This window comes from Novosphingobium sp. AAP83 (genome assembly GCF_001295795.1).
In the GTDB taxonomy this organism is placed as follows: Bacteria; Pseudomonadota; Alphaproteobacteria; order Sphingomonadales; family Sphingomonadaceae; genus Novosphingobium.
Genome location: NZ_LJHY01000002.1, coordinates 17,285 through 29,881, shown reverse-complemented (window position 1 = coordinate 29,881; position 12,597 = coordinate 17,285). Strand labels below are relative to the sequence as shown.

The 12,597-nt window shown below is 60.1% G+C and carries 15 protein-coding genes; 6 read left to right on the top strand and 9 right to left on the bottom strand.

What is annotated here, in order from left to right; all coding sequences use genetic code 11:
* Positions 1-12: 12 nt before the first annotated feature.
* The 3 genes from obgE (at position 13) to IP81_RS01010 (ending at position 3,194) form a co-directional block, all read left to right on the top strand.
* Complete coding sequence (obgE, locus tag IP81_RS01020) at positions 13-1,071, top strand: GTPase ObgE (protein WP_054106249.1); 1,059 nt, start codon at positions 13-15, stop codon at positions 1,069-1,071.
* 72 nt (positions 1,072-1,143) lie between these two features.
* On the top strand, positions 1,144-2,277 hold the full coding sequence (proB, locus tag IP81_RS01015; RefSeq protein ID WP_054106118.1) for a glutamate 5-kinase: 1,134 nt from the start codon (positions 1,144-1,146) through the stop codon (positions 2,275-2,277).
* A complete protein-coding gene (locus IP81_RS01010) occupies positions 2,277-3,194 on the top strand; it encodes an NAD(P)-dependent oxidoreductase (protein WP_054106117.1) in 918 nt (305 codons plus the stop codon). Before proB ends, IP81_RS01010 begins: the two co-directional genes overlap by 1 nt.
* On the opposite strand, the gene IP81_RS01005 is transcribed toward IP81_RS01010, so the two are convergent.
* From IP81_RS01005 to sseA, 9 genes are all read right to left on the bottom strand, one after another.
* Entirely contained in the window at positions 3,191-4,000 is an 810-nt protein-coding gene (locus IP81_RS01005; protein ID WP_054106116.1) for a phosphoadenylyl-sulfate reductase, read from the bottom strand. The genes IP81_RS01010 and IP81_RS01005 overlap by 4 nt on opposite strands.
* A 34-nt stretch (positions 4,001-4,034) precedes the next feature.
* A complete protein-coding gene (locus IP81_RS01000; protein ID WP_054106115.1) occupies positions 4,035-4,466 on the bottom strand; it encodes a DUF934 domain-containing protein in 432 nt (143 codons plus the stop codon).
* Entirely contained in the window at positions 4,459-6,111 is a 1,653-nt protein-coding gene (locus tag IP81_RS00995) for a nitrite/sulfite reductase (protein WP_054106114.1), read from the bottom strand. Before IP81_RS00995 ends, IP81_RS01000 begins: the two co-directional genes overlap by 8 nt.
* A 1-nt stretch (position 6,112) precedes the next feature.
* Positions 6,113-6,409, bottom strand: coding sequence for a DUF2849 domain-containing protein (locus tag IP81_RS00990; protein WP_054106113.1), 297 nt, complete (start codon positions 6,407-6,409; stop codon positions 6,113-6,115).
* A complete protein-coding gene (cobA, locus tag IP81_RS00985; protein WP_054106112.1) occupies positions 6,406-7,176 on the bottom strand; it encodes a uroporphyrinogen-III C-methyltransferase in 771 nt (256 codons plus the stop codon). The genes IP81_RS00990 and cobA overlap by 4 nt, the downstream gene beginning before the upstream one ends.
* A 68-nt stretch (positions 7,177-7,244) precedes the next feature.
* Positions 7,245-8,177 carry a mechanosensitive ion channel family protein gene (locus IP81_RS00980; RefSeq protein WP_231626192.1) on the bottom strand — a complete coding sequence of 311 codons (933 nt, stop codon included), beginning with the start codon at positions 8,175-8,177 and terminating at the stop codon, positions 7,245-7,247.
* On the bottom strand, positions 8,174-9,415 hold the full coding sequence (gene metC / locus IP81_RS00975; protein ID WP_054106110.1) for a cystathionine beta-lyase: 1,242 nt from the start codon (positions 9,413-9,415) through the stop codon (positions 8,174-8,176). The genes IP81_RS00980 and metC overlap by 4 nt, the downstream gene beginning before the upstream one ends.
* A 60-nt stretch (positions 9,416-9,475) precedes the next feature.
* Complete coding sequence (locus IP81_RS00970) at positions 9,476-10,333, bottom strand: hypothetical protein (protein WP_054106109.1); 858 nt, start codon at positions 10,331-10,333, stop codon at positions 9,476-9,478.
* A 115-nt stretch (positions 10,334-10,448) separates the two neighbouring features.
* Positions 10,449-11,291: a 3-mercaptopyruvate sulfurtransferase gene (gene sseA / locus IP81_RS00965; RefSeq protein ID WP_054106108.1), complete on the bottom strand. Its 843-nt coding sequence runs from the start codon at positions 11,289-11,291 to the stop codon at positions 10,449-10,451.
* Between the two features lie 260 nt (positions 11,292-11,551).
* On the opposite strand from sseA, the gene queF reads away from it, so the two are divergent.
* The 3 genes from queF (at position 11,552) to IP81_RS00950 (ending at position 12,591) form a co-directional block, all read left to right on the top strand.
* Positions 11,552-12,007, top strand: coding sequence for a preQ(1) synthase (queF, locus tag IP81_RS00960; protein ID WP_054106107.1), 456 nt, complete (start codon positions 11,552-11,554; stop codon positions 12,005-12,007).
* Positions 12,008-12,139: 132 nt separating this feature from the next.
* Positions 12,140-12,364 (top strand): hypothetical protein, encoded by a 225-nt coding sequence (locus tag IP81_RS00955; RefSeq protein WP_054106106.1) that lies wholly within the window; start codon positions 12,140-12,142, stop codon positions 12,362-12,364.
* On the top strand, positions 12,361-12,591 hold the full coding sequence (locus tag IP81_RS00950) for a hypothetical protein (protein WP_054106105.1): 231 nt from the start codon (positions 12,361-12,363) through the stop codon (positions 12,589-12,591). Before IP81_RS00955 ends, IP81_RS00950 begins: the two co-directional genes overlap by 4 nt.
* The last annotated feature ends 6 nt before the right edge of the window (positions 12,592-12,597 follow it).

Here is a 12,597-nt window from a genome sequence, read left to right as displayed (position 1 = left end):
CAGGTAGCCGTCATGCATTTTCTCGACCAAGCAAAAATCTTCATCCGTTCAGGCATGGGTGGCCCGGGCGCGGTCAGCTTTCGCCGCGAAAAGTATGAAGAATACGGCGGCCCCAACGGTGGCAATGGCGGCAAGGGCGGCGACATCGTGTTTGAAGCGGTGGCCGGGCTGAATACGCTCATCGATTTCCGCTATACCCAGCATTTCAAGGCGCAGCGCGGCATGGGCGGCGCTGGGGCCAACCGCACCGGCGCGGGCGGTGAAGATCTTGTGATCCGGGTTCCTGTTGGCACGCAAGTGCTGGACGATGACCGCGAGACGGTGCTGCTGGACCTGACCGAAGTGGGCAAGCAGGTGGTTCTGCTGCGCGGCGGTGACGGCGGGCGCGGCAACGCATCCTACAAATCGTCAACCAACCGGGCCCCGCGCCAATGCGGCCCCGGCTGGCCGGGCGAGGAAATGTATGTATGGCTGCGGCTGAAACTGCTGGCCGATGCGGGTTTGGTTGGTTTGCCGAATGCGGGCAAATCCACCTTCATCAACAAAATTACCAATACCAAAGCCAAAGTGGGCGCATATGCTTTCACTACACTTCGCCCGCAGCTGGGTGTGGTTTGGCACAGGAACCGTGAATTTGTGCTCGCCGACATTCCCGGCCTGATCGCAGGTGCAGCGGAAGGGGCCGGCATTGGTGACCGTTTTCTGGGGCATATTGAACGCTGCCGCGTGCTGATCCATCTCGTTGACATCCATAGCGACACCGATCCGGCAGAGGCCATGCGTGTGATCGAGGACGAGCTTGAAGCTTATGGCGCGGGCCTTGGTGACAAGCCGCGTTTGGTGGCGCTGAACAAGATCGATCTGGTTGATAAAGAATTGGTGCAGGCCTTTACCCAGGAACTGCTGGACGCAGGCGCAGACATGGTTTTCCCGATCTCGGGCGCGACCGGCAAGGGCATCGATGCGCTGCTGGATGCGGTGCTGGGCCATCTGCCTGCCGCCACAATCACCGAACGCCCCAACGGCGAGGTGGAAGATGCCGATGACGAAACGCCGTGGTCGCCCATCTGAAGGCTGAATTGCGCTAGAGATACGACCGTTCACCCTTCACGCATCGTCACAATTGCCCTAAGCGGCACCGATATGAAGATCAGCCAGCTTGCCCAATTGAACGATGCTGCCGCCTGCCCACGCCTAGTGGTCAAGGTGGGATCAGCGCTGCTTGTTGGCAAAGATGGTGCGCCGCGCCGTGAATGGCTGGCGGCTTTGGTGACCGAGATTGCTGCGGCGCGGGCCAATGGGCAGGAAGTGATCGTCGTGTCATCCGGCGCGATTGCTTTGGGCGCGCGCAAGCTGGGACTGGCCAAGGGCGGACGCGGCAGCCTGTCAGATGCGCAAGCGGCAGCTTCGGTGGGGCAGATTGCCCTGGCGGGGCTCTGGGCCGAACTGCTGGCGGGGCACGGGCTGACGGCGGCGCAGATTTTGCTTACGCTGGAAGATCTAGAGGACCGGCGGCGCTATCTTAATGTGACGGCCACGCTGGGCACTTTGCTGGTGGCGGGCGCGGTGCCGGTGATCAACGAGAATGATTCGGTGGCCACGCAGGAAATCCGGTTTGGCGACAATGACCGGCTGGCCGCGCGTGTCGGGCAGGCAGCAGGGGCGAGCGCGGTGTTGCTACTGTCGGATATCGATGGCCTTTATGACCGTGATCCGCGCGAGCCGGATGCTGTGCGCATTCCGGTGGTGCGCGGGGTGACGTCTGAAATCCATGCGATGGCGACGGGTGGTTCGTCATCGGGGCTTGGCTCTGGCGGGATGACGTCAAAGCTGCAAGCCGCCGAGATTGCCGAGTTTGCGGGTATTGCGCTGGCGATCATCGATGGGCAGCCGGTGTCGCCGATTGCGGCGGCGTTGCAGACAGATCGCGGCACTTTGTTTCTGCCACGCGGGCGCAAACAGGCGCGCAAGGCGTGGCTGGGCGGCAAAATGCGGATGCGCGGAGCGGTGCATGTTGATGCTGGCGCTGCGTCTGCGCTGGCACGCGGGTCTAGCCTGCTGGCGGCGGGCGTTACCGGCGTTGACGGCGCGTTTCAGCGCGGAGATGCGATTGCGGTGCTGGGGCCGGATGGGCAGACACTGGCGCGCGGGCTCTCCGAGTATGACGCGGCGGAATGCCTGAAGATTTTGGGCCACCCCAGCCGTGAGCATGAAGCGTTGCTCGGTTATGCGCCGCGATCTGCACTGATCCATCGTGACCAGATGGTGCTGTTGTAATGGCAGCAGAATTGCTGGCGATTACAGGCGCCACCGGGTTCGTCGGGCAGGCGGTTCTTGAATATGCCGCCCGCGCCGGAATTGAAGTTCGGGCCCTGACGCGCCGTCCGCAAGAAGCGCGGGCAGGCGTGGAATGGGTGCAGGGCGATCTGTCAGACCGGCGCGCATTGCAGCGGTTGGTGGGCAAGGCCAGCGTGGTGCTCAACATCGCGGGCGTGGTAAACGCACCTGATCCGCAGGGGTTCGAAGACGGCAACGTCTGGGGCACGTTGAACGTGGTCAACGCGGCGTTGGATGCGGGGGTGCCGCGCTTTATCCATGTTTCCTCGCTTTCGGCGCGTGAGCCGGATTTGTCGGTTTATGGCAAGTCGAAGCTGCGCGGCGAAAAGGTGGTCAAGGCGAGCAGCCTTGATTGGACGGTAGTGCGGCCGCCTGCGGTTTATGGTTCGCGCGATACAGAGATGTTCGAGCTGTTCAAGCTGGCGAAGCGCGGCGTTATGCCGCTTCCGCCGCAAGGTCACTTGTCATTGATTCACGTCAGCGATCTTGCGCGGTTGTTGCTCGCGCTGATTCCGGGCGATGAGGACGTCACCCATCTGACTTTTGAGCCGGACGATGGAACGCCTGGTGGCTGGACACACTCCGGCCTTGCCAAAGCGATTGGCATGGCCTTGGGCAAGCGCGTTACAGCGTTGAGTCTGCCAGCTGGCATGCTGCGTCTTGGCGCAAAACTGGATGCGCGTTTTCGTGGGGCTGGGGCAAAGCTGACGCTGGATCGCGTGGGCTATATGTGCCACCCCGATTGGCGCGTGGGTGCGGGCAATCAGCCGCCGCCGTCACTTTGGATGCCGCAGGTCGAAACGCAGATGGGCCTGCACGCGACAGCCGCGTGGTATCGCGAAGCTGGCTGGCTTTAGAAAATGGGATCGTAGCCCGGCGGCAATTCATCGCCCGGCTTGCCGTCGGTTGGCGAATGGATGCCGCATTCGGTCTTGTCCCAGCCCTTCCAGCGGCCAGAGCGCGGGTCTTCGCCCGGAGCAACGCGGGTGGTGCAGGGGGCGCAGCCGATTGAGGGATAGTCTTGCGCCACCAGCGGATGCGCCGGCAGGTCATGCTCGGTGAAATAGGCTTCTAGCATATCCTTGGACCATGATGCCAAGGGGTTGATCTTGAAGCGTCCTTGGGCGTCAGAATGGTCAACTTCGAAGCGCGGCAGGCCTGCGCGGGTGGAGGACTGGAAGCCCTTACGCCCGGTGATCGAGGCATCATAATGCAGCAGCGCCTTGGCCAGCGGCTCAACCTTGCGGATTTCGCAGCAGCCGTCCGGGTCCCATGACCAGCGCAAGCCGTTCTCGTCCTTTTGGGCGATCACTTCGGCTTCGGGTTCAACGATCACCAGATTGGTAAGGCCCAACACATTCACGAGTTGATCGCGATAGGCGACGGTTTCGGGGAAGTGCTTGTGCGTTTCGAGGAACAGGACGGGCAGGCCCTTGTCCACTTGCGCCACCAGATGCAGCAGCACCGCACTTTCCGCGCCGAAGCTGGACACCACCGCAAGATCGCCCGCCAAGCCATCGCGGATCACCGAACGCAGCATCTCCTGCGTATCGGTGCCCCGGAACAGATTGTTGAGCCGGATCGCATCGGTATCGCTGAAACGCGGCGCGGTGTCGATCAGATCGATCTTGCGGTCGAGATTGCGGGTCACGGATTGATCCATTGCACGGGTGTCCAGTAGGTTCGGCTTTGGGGCTTTACGCGGGGTGGCGCTTTGCCCAGATCGCAGGGCGGCCATCGACGGTCTTTTGATAGACGTCGGGCCAAGTGGCGAAGGCCTTTTCGGCGGCTTCGGCGGTGATGGGCTGCTGCGGGGCAAAGCTGTCAAAGCCGCAGCGGCGCATGTGCGAAAGCTGATCGACCAGCACATCACCCACCGCGCGCAATTCGCCAGCATAGCCATGTTCGCGCAAGATACGCGCTGCCGAATAGCCACGCCCATCGCCATAGGCCGGGAAGTTCACCTCCACGAGAGCGAGACGGTCAAGGTGCGGCAGAAGCGCGCGCGCATCTTCGCCCGGTTCAATCCGCACCGCAGTGGCGTTGGATTGATCGGCGAAAGCTTCAACCGGGACAGCAGGATCGCTGACAGGTTCATCGTTGCGGTAACGCAAGGTCTGCTCAACCATTTGCAGTCTCCTTGGCATAGATCGCCTCCTTGAACGGGGCCATGCCAATGCGGCGGTAAGTATCGAGGAAGCGCTCGCCTTCGGTGCGTTGGGCAAGGTAGACGTCGGTCGCCTTTTCCACCGCATCGACGACGCCATCTTCGTTGAAGCCGGGGCCGGTGATTGTGCCGAGCGAGGTATCAGCGCCTTCGCTGCCACCGAACGAGAGCTGGTAGTTTTCAACGCCCTTGCGGTCGACACCCAGAATGCCGATGTGGCCTGCGTGGTGATGGCCGCAAGCATTGATGCAGCCCGATATCTTCAGCTTCAATTCGCCCAATTCACGCTGGCGACCCAGATCGGCAAAGCGTTCCGAGATCTTCTGCGCCACAGGGATCGAACGGGCATTGGCCAGCGCGCAATAGTCCAGACCCGGGCAGGCGATGATATCGCTGATCAGATCGAGGTTGGCATTGGCAAGGCCTGCTTCGTCAAGCTTCTGCCAGATCGTGTAGAGATCGGCCTTCTTGACATGCGGCAGGACGATGTTCTGCGCGTGGGTTACGCGCAGTTCGTCGAACGAATAGTCAAGCGCCAGATCGGCCATCAGGCGGATTTGGTCCGCTGTCGCGTCACCCGGAATGCCGCCGATGGGCTTCAGGCTGATGTTGACGATGGTATAGCCTGCCCGCTTGTGAGCATGCGTGTTCTGATCGACCCACAGCGCGAAATCGGGATCGGACAAGTCCAGATCGTCCGATGCGTTGGTATCAAAGCCGGGCTGCTCGAAGAAGCCCTTGATTCGCTCCAGTTCTGCCGCTGGCGGTTCAAGGCCGAGTGTCAGGATGTGGGCGAATTCTTCCTCGACCTGACGGCGATATTCGTCCGCGCCGATTTCATGGACGAGGATCTTGATACGCGCCTTGTACTTGTTATCGCGGCGGCCATAGCGGTTATACACGCGCAAGGCTGCCTCAAGATACGAGATCATCTGCAATGGCGGCACGAAATCGCCAATTACCGGCGCGATCATCGGCGTGCGGCCCATGCCGCCACCGATGAAGAACTTGCAGCCGATTTCGCCAGCATCGTTCTTGACCATTTGGATGCCGATATCGTGCAGCTTCATCGCTGCGCGGTCAGTTTCCGAACCGATGATGGCGATCTTGAACTTGCGCGGCAGGTAATCGAATTCCGGATGGAACGTCGACCACTGGCGCAGCAGTTCGGCATAAGGGCGGGGATCGACCAGTTCATCCGCCGCCGCGCCCGCGAATTGATCGGACGTGGTGTTGCGGATGCAGTTTCCGCTGGTCTGGATCGCGTGCATCTCGACCGAGGCGAGATCGGCAAGGATATCAGGCGCGTCTTCCAGCTTGATCCAGTTGTACTGGATATTCTGGCGTGTGGTGAAGTGTCCGTAACCACGGTCATACTTGTCCGCGATATCGCCCAGCATCCGCATCTGGCGGCTGCTGAGCGTGCCATAGGGGACGGCGACGCGGAGCATGTAGGCGTGGAGTTGGAGGTAGAGACCGTTTTTCAGGCGCAGCGGCTTGAACTGATCTTCGGTCAGTTCACCGGCGAGGCGGCGTTGCACCTGATCGCGGAATTCCGCAACGCGGGCATCGACCATCGATTGGTCATAGTTATCATACTGATACATGTCAGATCACCCACTTTGCGGCGGCTGGATCGCCAGGCTTGAGCGAAAGGTCCATCCGCACGGTTGGGCCCAAAGCGCGGACGCGTTCCTTGATATGGGCAGGACGCACCCCGTCAGCGGTGGTTTCTGCATCGATAACGTGGGTGTCTGTGACCACTTGTGTGGCGTTTTGCTGCGCAATGATGGCTTCTGCATCATCACCGACGGCAACCGCATCGTTCACAAAGCGCGACCAACCCTTGCCGGTCCACCAGATCACATCGCCGGTGCGCAGATCATTTCCGGTGATGATCTTCATACCGCCATCTCCATAACTTTCTTCAATTCCATCATGTCTCCCCGGCCTGCAACCTCACCAATGATGATGAGGGCAGGGCTCTTGATCTTGTTGGTCGCAACCACCACGCCAAGGCCCGCCAAGGCCCCGCGCAGCACGCGCATTTCAGGACGCGCGGCGTTTTCAACGACGGCGACCGGCATATCGGGCGCTAGGCCTTCAGCCATAAGCTTTTCGGCTATCGCGTCTGCCGTGGCGACGCCCATGTAAATCACCAGCGTGCGGCCCACGCCTGCAAGGCCCGCCCAGTTCTGATCGGTCAGCCCCTTGCACTGGCCCGCCACGAAGCTGACGATGCTGGCGCTATCGCGGTGCGTCAGCGGTATCATGGCCGATGCCGCAGCGCCCATCGCTGCGCTGATGCCGGGGACGACTTGCACCGGCACGCCTGCCGCAAAACAATCCTCGGCCTCTTCGCCGCCGCGACCGAACACGAAGGGATCGCCGCCCTTCAGGCGAACGACATCATGGCCCGCCAAAGCTTCACGCACCAGAAGTGCGTTGATATCGTTCTGTTGCATCGTGTGGCGTGAACGCTGCTTGGCGACAGAGATCATCCGGCAGCCTTTCGGCGCCATGGCAAGGATCGCGGGATCCACCAGTCCATCGTGCACCAGCACCTTGGCGTTCATCACCAGACGTGCGGCGCGCAGCGTCAACAGGTCCGGATCGCCAGGACCTGCGCCGACAAGGAATACGGTTCCGATTCTTGAAACGGGTTTGCTCATGGAGAGCAGATGGGGGTTGCCGGGCCAAGTGACCAGCGAGAATGGATTGTCGCAGCCCTAGATCAACTTTAGCCCCGCCCGTCGTCGGGCTTTCCTATTTCTGCCAGGGCATCTGCGATACGGTGCAATGCGCCGCTGTCTTTCAGGGTGATATCCTGCTGCGCAAACGGGATTTCGATGCCGTTGTCCTTGAAACACCGCCAGATTCGCCAAAGCACATCGGATCGCACGTTGCCGATGCCGGCTTCGGGATCATCGATCCAGACCACAACGATCAGATCGATGCTGTTCGGGCCAAAAGCGGAAAGCAGAACGCCGGGGGAAGGGAAGTTCAGCACACGCGGGGTTGCGCTGATAGCTTCGAGCAGCAGCTTTTCCACCTGATCGAGGTCACTGCCATAGGCCACGCCAACCGGAATGTTGATGGAAACCTCGCGCGAGGAATGCGTCCAGTTTTCAACCTGTTGTGTCATCAGGTTCTCATTCGGTATCAGGTATTCGCGGTTGTCGCGCGTGGTGACTGATACGGCGCGGATACCGATCTTTTTTACCTCGCCAAACGAATTGCCCTTGCCGTCTGTTACCGCGATGACATCACCGGGTTTGATCGAATGGTCCATCAACAGGATGATCCCGGCGATCAGATTACCGAATGTTTTTTGCAGTCCGAAACCGATGGCAAGGCCGAACGCGCCGGAAAACACGGTGAGCGCGGTCAGATTGATGCCGAGGATATCGATGCCGACAAGGATTGCGATCGCCCAGACTGCGATGGAGGCGATTTTCTCCCCCAGCAATTGCTGGGTGCGGTCCAGCCTGTCGATCCGCCGGAACATGCGCCGCACCAGCTTGCTCACCAACTGGCCCAGAACAAAGACAAGCAGCACCACGATCAGGATGCGCAGCGCACCCCCAACAGAAATGTGATAAGTGCCGATATCGAAGCCGATGGCATTCAACAAGCGGATGCTTTCGGCGATTTGCTGCTTTAATGCGATCACGCGCAATCTCCATGGGCGGCCCAAACCGCCAGCGCCCCGTCAAGGTCGGCTATCAGGTCTGCGGTGTCTTCCAGCCCGATCGACAGGCGGATGCCGAACTGGTCGGATGGTTCCATGCCCGCGAGTGGCCATGCGCTGGCGGTGCGGATGGGGGCCGGATCAACCGGCGTGGCGAGGCTTTCAAACCCGCCCCATGAATAGCCGATGCCGAACAGGCCAAGTGCATCGATCAGGGCATCGCGCGCCGCCGATGTGCCGCCCTTGAGCACGAAGCTGAACAAGCCGCAGCCGCCGGTAAAATCGCGCAGCCACAGATCATGCCCCGGCGATCCCGGCAGCATCGGGCAAAGCACGCGCGCGACTTCGGGACGGCTTTGCAACCATTGCGCGATGGCCAGCGCAGAGGCGGTTTCGGCATCGAGCCGTAGCTTCATCGTGCGAAGCCCGCGCAGCATCATCGCGGCATCATCGGGCGAGACGACATTGCCCAGCCCCTGCGCCCGAAGCCGCAGCTTGCGATACCATTCTGCGCCCGCACTGGCAGAGCCCATCATGCAATCCGAATGGCCGGAAACGTGCTTGGTCAGGCTCATCACGGTGATGTCTACGCCATGGCTGAGGCCTGCAAAGCCGAGCGATGAGGCCCATGTATTATCCAGTACCGAGACGATCCCGCGCGCTTTGGCGGCGGCGGTGAGCGCGGGCACGTCCTGCACTTCCATCGTCAGGCTGCCGGGGCATTCGAGCAGCACGGCCTTGGTGCGCGGGCAGCAGGCGGCTTCGAACGAGGCCAGGCTGGTGGGATCAAACCAGCGCGTTTCAACGCCGAAATCCTTGAGCAATCCGCGCCCCATCGCGCGGCTGGGCTCATAGGCATTGTCGGTCATCAACAAGACATCGCCGGGCCGCAGCACGGCGAGCATCACGCCCGCAATGGCGGCGACACCGGAGGGATAAAGCACTGTGCCCGCAGCGCCCGGCTCCAACTGCGTCAATGCCTCGGCCAGCGCCCACTGCGTGGGGCCGCCGCGCCGCCCGTAATAGAAGTTGCCGTCCACATTGGCCGGATGCGCCCGCAGCGCCGCCATATCGGGATAAAGATGCGTCGAAGCCCGCCACACCGCCGGATTAACCACCGCACCGGGATGCCCGGGCGTCCCGGTCCACTCAGGCGTGCGCCCCGCCAAAACGCCGCGCGTGGCAGGGGCAAGGGCGTCGAAATCGTCAGAACTGCTCATGCGGAAGGCGATAGCAGAGGGAAGGGGCGGGTGTCATGGGGTTAGGTGTTGCGCGATCCTCTATGTGTCGTTCGGCTGGAACTGGTCGGATACCGTTGTGACAAGATTCGTGCCGTAGTTTCCTGCTCCATCAGATATTTGAGCACTAAAGTATGTTTTTAAACCTTTCGCACCTGCAGTCTTGTAGAGGACATGGCCAATCAAAAAGGTTGGCGCCACAACAGGAGTCTCAGACCTAAGCGTCAATTCACCTAGACTATCCAAAGCAATTTTAACTTGAATGCCCTCAGCAGGCTCTTCGACATAGTCTTGGAAAAGTGGGTCATCTCGAAAAGACCAAGAAACTCCGTAAATTTCAGAGACTGACGCGCCGATGTTTTGAAATTTCAAATAAACGCTGATTCGACCAAGAGCTATGTTTGCGGAACAATTGATAAACTTGAGGTGTCCACGCTCTTTCTCGAATGCGATTTCATTTTGGCGCACCATAGCTTTAGTGGCATCACCAGTATCTTTGACGGCCCGCCTGGTGAGTATGATTTGCTGGTAGAGCAGATAAGTCCCGATAGCCGTAACAAGCGACGAGCAAATGGAGACTACCAGCGCCCAGAATGCCCATTCGGACATTTGCCGTTGGGCGCTAAGCTCTAGTTCGCTGCGCTTGCTCTCGTGACTGGATTCAATGGCCTCATTCACGCATTCAAGTGCAGCATCTCCACCCGCTTTGCTCCAACAATGAGCGATCTGTTGTTGGGTGTCTTGGTGATAATATGCGGCGTAGCCAATGGAATCAGCCTCGTAGCGCCCTTTTTGAGCGCCGATTTGGAAAGCGTAAAATAGTGTTCCGAAGAGGACTAAAGCTGCCGATAAAAGTGAAATTACGAATGCAGTTCTCGTGCCTTGATCGCCGTCAGACATTGGATCAGAAACACCCCTGTGAATTAGCCTCTGCTCATCTTGTTCAAGATATTCGGTTCAGAGTCCATCACGCCAATCTCTATTAGCTTGTTGACTCGTTGCATCCATCCCCAAATCAAGCCGCCCCGGTCGCCTTGGGCGTTTCCGGATCGAGCCCCCATTCGCTCCACGAACCATCATAGAGCGCAACGTCGTTCTTGCCGATCAGGTGGGCGGCGAAGATCAGGACGTTGGCGGTCATGCCGGAGCCGCAGGAGGAGATGAGGGGGCGGGCGAGGTCTATGCCGGCGGCTTCGAACAGGGCTTTGATAGCTTCGGGCGATTTCCACGTGCCATCAGGGGCGAACAGGGTGGCGTAGGGCAGGTTGCGTGCGCCGGGGATGTGGCCGCTGGCAAGGGCGGGGTTGGCTTCGGGGGTTGCACCTGTGAAGCGCGGTGCGCCGCGCGCGTCGATCACTTGTTCGGCGTTGCTGGTAAGGTTGGCGAGGATATCGGCTTTGGTGCGGACGTGGCTATCATCGGACCAGACGGTGAAGTGGCGGTGGCGCAGCTTTTCAAGTCCTTGGGCGCACTTGCGGCCTTCGGCTTTCCACTTGGCAATGCCGCCATCGAGCAGCGCGACGTTTTGCGCGCCGAACATTGTCAGCATGAACCATGCGCGGGTGGCGGTTTTGACCGGGCTATCATCGTAGATCACCACGCGGCTGCCATCGCCGAGGCCCAAGGCCTGCATCCGGCTGGCGAACTTTTCTGCCGGGGGGAGCGTGTTGGGGACAGGCGAGGCGCTATCGACAATGTCGGCCAAGTCCATGAACACCGCGCCGGGAATGTGGCTCGATTCGTATTCCTGCAAAGGATTGCGGCCATGCTCTGGCAAAAATGCTGTCGCATCGACAATGCGAAGGTCACTCGCGCCCATTTCGTCGGCGAGCCACTGGGTAGACACCAGTGAATCCATGGTTCTCTATGCTCCTACCTGCTGTGTGCGACCCATCTGACGCGGGTTCGCAGGTTTCCAGACTAACCCCGGCACTGGTGGGCGTCGAGATCAAAAAATGGTTTTGGCAAAAAGTGTTTTTGCCAAAATCCAGATCAAGGGGCACTGGACCAAGGGGCAAGTGTCACCTGCTTGCCCAAAGGCGGCGGGCGGTGCATGGGCGTTAAGCGCTTTTTGGCCCATCGCGGGGCAGCTTGACCGGAATTGAGGACATTTACGACATGGCCAGCGAAGGACCGATCTACCTTGGCAAAACCAGCGCGCTTGCCGCGAGCCCTGAAGAGGCGGCGCTGGACTATGTGCCCAATCCGCGCCCCGGCACGCTTTACATGATCCGCTTTGCCGCGCCGGAGTTTACCTCGCTGTGCCCGGTCACCGGACAGCCCGATTTTGCGCATCTGGTAATCGATTATGCGCCGGGTGAAACGATCGTCGAATCAAAGGCTTTGAAGCTTTTCCTCGGATCATTCCGCAACCATGCGGGCTTTCATGAAGATGTGACGGTGGGAATTGGCCAGCGGTTGTTTGCCGAAATGAACCCGCGATGGTTGCGCATCGGAGGCTATTGGTATCCGCGCGGCGGCATTCCAATCGATGTGTTCTGGCAATCGGGCGCACCGCCAGAGGGGCTGTGGCTGCCCGATCAGGGTGTGGCGTCTTATCGCGGGCGCGGCTGAGGCTGCCCCGGCGGGCGCAAGTTGCCATTTCGGCAATTTGCGTCTATGCTCTGCCCATCGATGAGACGACCACTGTAGGCATCATCGGCTGAGAGACCCAATGCGCTCCCGCTTACGAAGTGGGAGTCCGCTGTGGACCTCAATTTTCAATATGCCGAACATCAACAATCGTTGATGCGCGCCATGATCACCACCTGTTGCACGTTGCGCACGCAGCACCTTGAATCGGCAGGTTCGGTGGCCAAGCGCATTCACGCCTGGCAGCAGGCTGAAGGTGCGAACGCCGCCAATGGCTGGTCGCGCCTTATGGGTGCCCCCGAATTTCCCGATATTTCCTATCAAAGGACGACCGTATGAGCCGCGCCATGAATCTTCGCCTGCCAGAAGCCAAAGTCCGCACGAGTTGTGAAAAGGCGGGCGTTTCGATCAGCGCGATTGAAACCCTGCCATCGGGTGGCACGCGCCTTGTCTGCACCCGCGAAGAAGGGGCCGAGGAAATGCGCGTGGTGTTCAAGAAGGACATGATCGATGGCAATGTGGCGCGTTATACGTTCCAGCGCAGCCAGAATTCGCAATATCGCTAGGTAAAA

Bases quoted from the DNA above. Each gene is read 5' to 3' on its own strand.
- obgE (WP_054106249.1), top strand. From the start codon at position 13: ATGCATTTTCTCGACCAAGCAAAAATCTTCATCCGTTCAGGCATGGGT.
- proB (WP_054106118.1), top strand. From the start codon at position 1,144: ATGAAGATCAGCCAGCTTGCCCAATTGAACGATGCTGCCGCCTGCCCA.
- IP81_RS01010 (WP_054106117.1), top strand. From the start codon at position 2,277: ATGGCAGCAGAATTGCTGGCGATTACAGGCGCCACCGGGTTCGTCGGG.
- IP81_RS01005 (WP_054106116.1), bottom strand. From the start codon at position 4,000: ATGGATCAATCCGTGACCCGCAATCTCGACCGCAAGATCGATCTGATC.
- IP81_RS01000 (WP_054106115.1), bottom strand. From the start codon at position 4,466: ATGGTTGAGCAGACCTTGCGTTACCGCAACGATGAACCTGTCAGCGAT.
- IP81_RS00995 (WP_054106114.1), bottom strand. From the start codon at position 6,111: ATGTATCAGTATGATAACTATGACCAATCGATGGTCGATGCCCGCGTT.
- IP81_RS00990 (WP_054106113.1), bottom strand. From the start codon at position 6,409: ATGAAGATCATCACCGGAAATGATCTGCGCACCGGCGATGTGATCTGG.
- cobA (WP_054106112.1), bottom strand. From the start codon at position 7,176: ATGAGCAAACCCGTTTCAAGAATCGGAACCGTATTCCTTGTCGGCGCA.
- metC (WP_054106110.1), bottom strand. From the start codon at position 9,415: ATGAGCAGTTCTGACGATTTCGACGCCCTTGCCCCTGCCACGCGCGGC.
- IP81_RS00970 (WP_054106109.1), bottom strand. From the start codon at position 10,333: ATGTCTGACGGCGATCAAGGCACGAGAACTGCATTCGTAATTTCACTT.
- sseA (WP_054106108.1), bottom strand. From the start codon at position 11,291: ATGGATTCACTGGTGTCTACCCAGTGGCTCGCCGACGAAATGGGCGCG.
- queF (WP_054106107.1), top strand. From the start codon at position 11,552: ATGGCCAGCGAAGGACCGATCTACCTTGGCAAAACCAGCGCGCTTGCC.
- IP81_RS00950 (WP_054106105.1), top strand. From the start codon at position 12,361: ATGAGCCGCGCCATGAATCTTCGCCTGCCAGAAGCCAAAGTCCGCACG.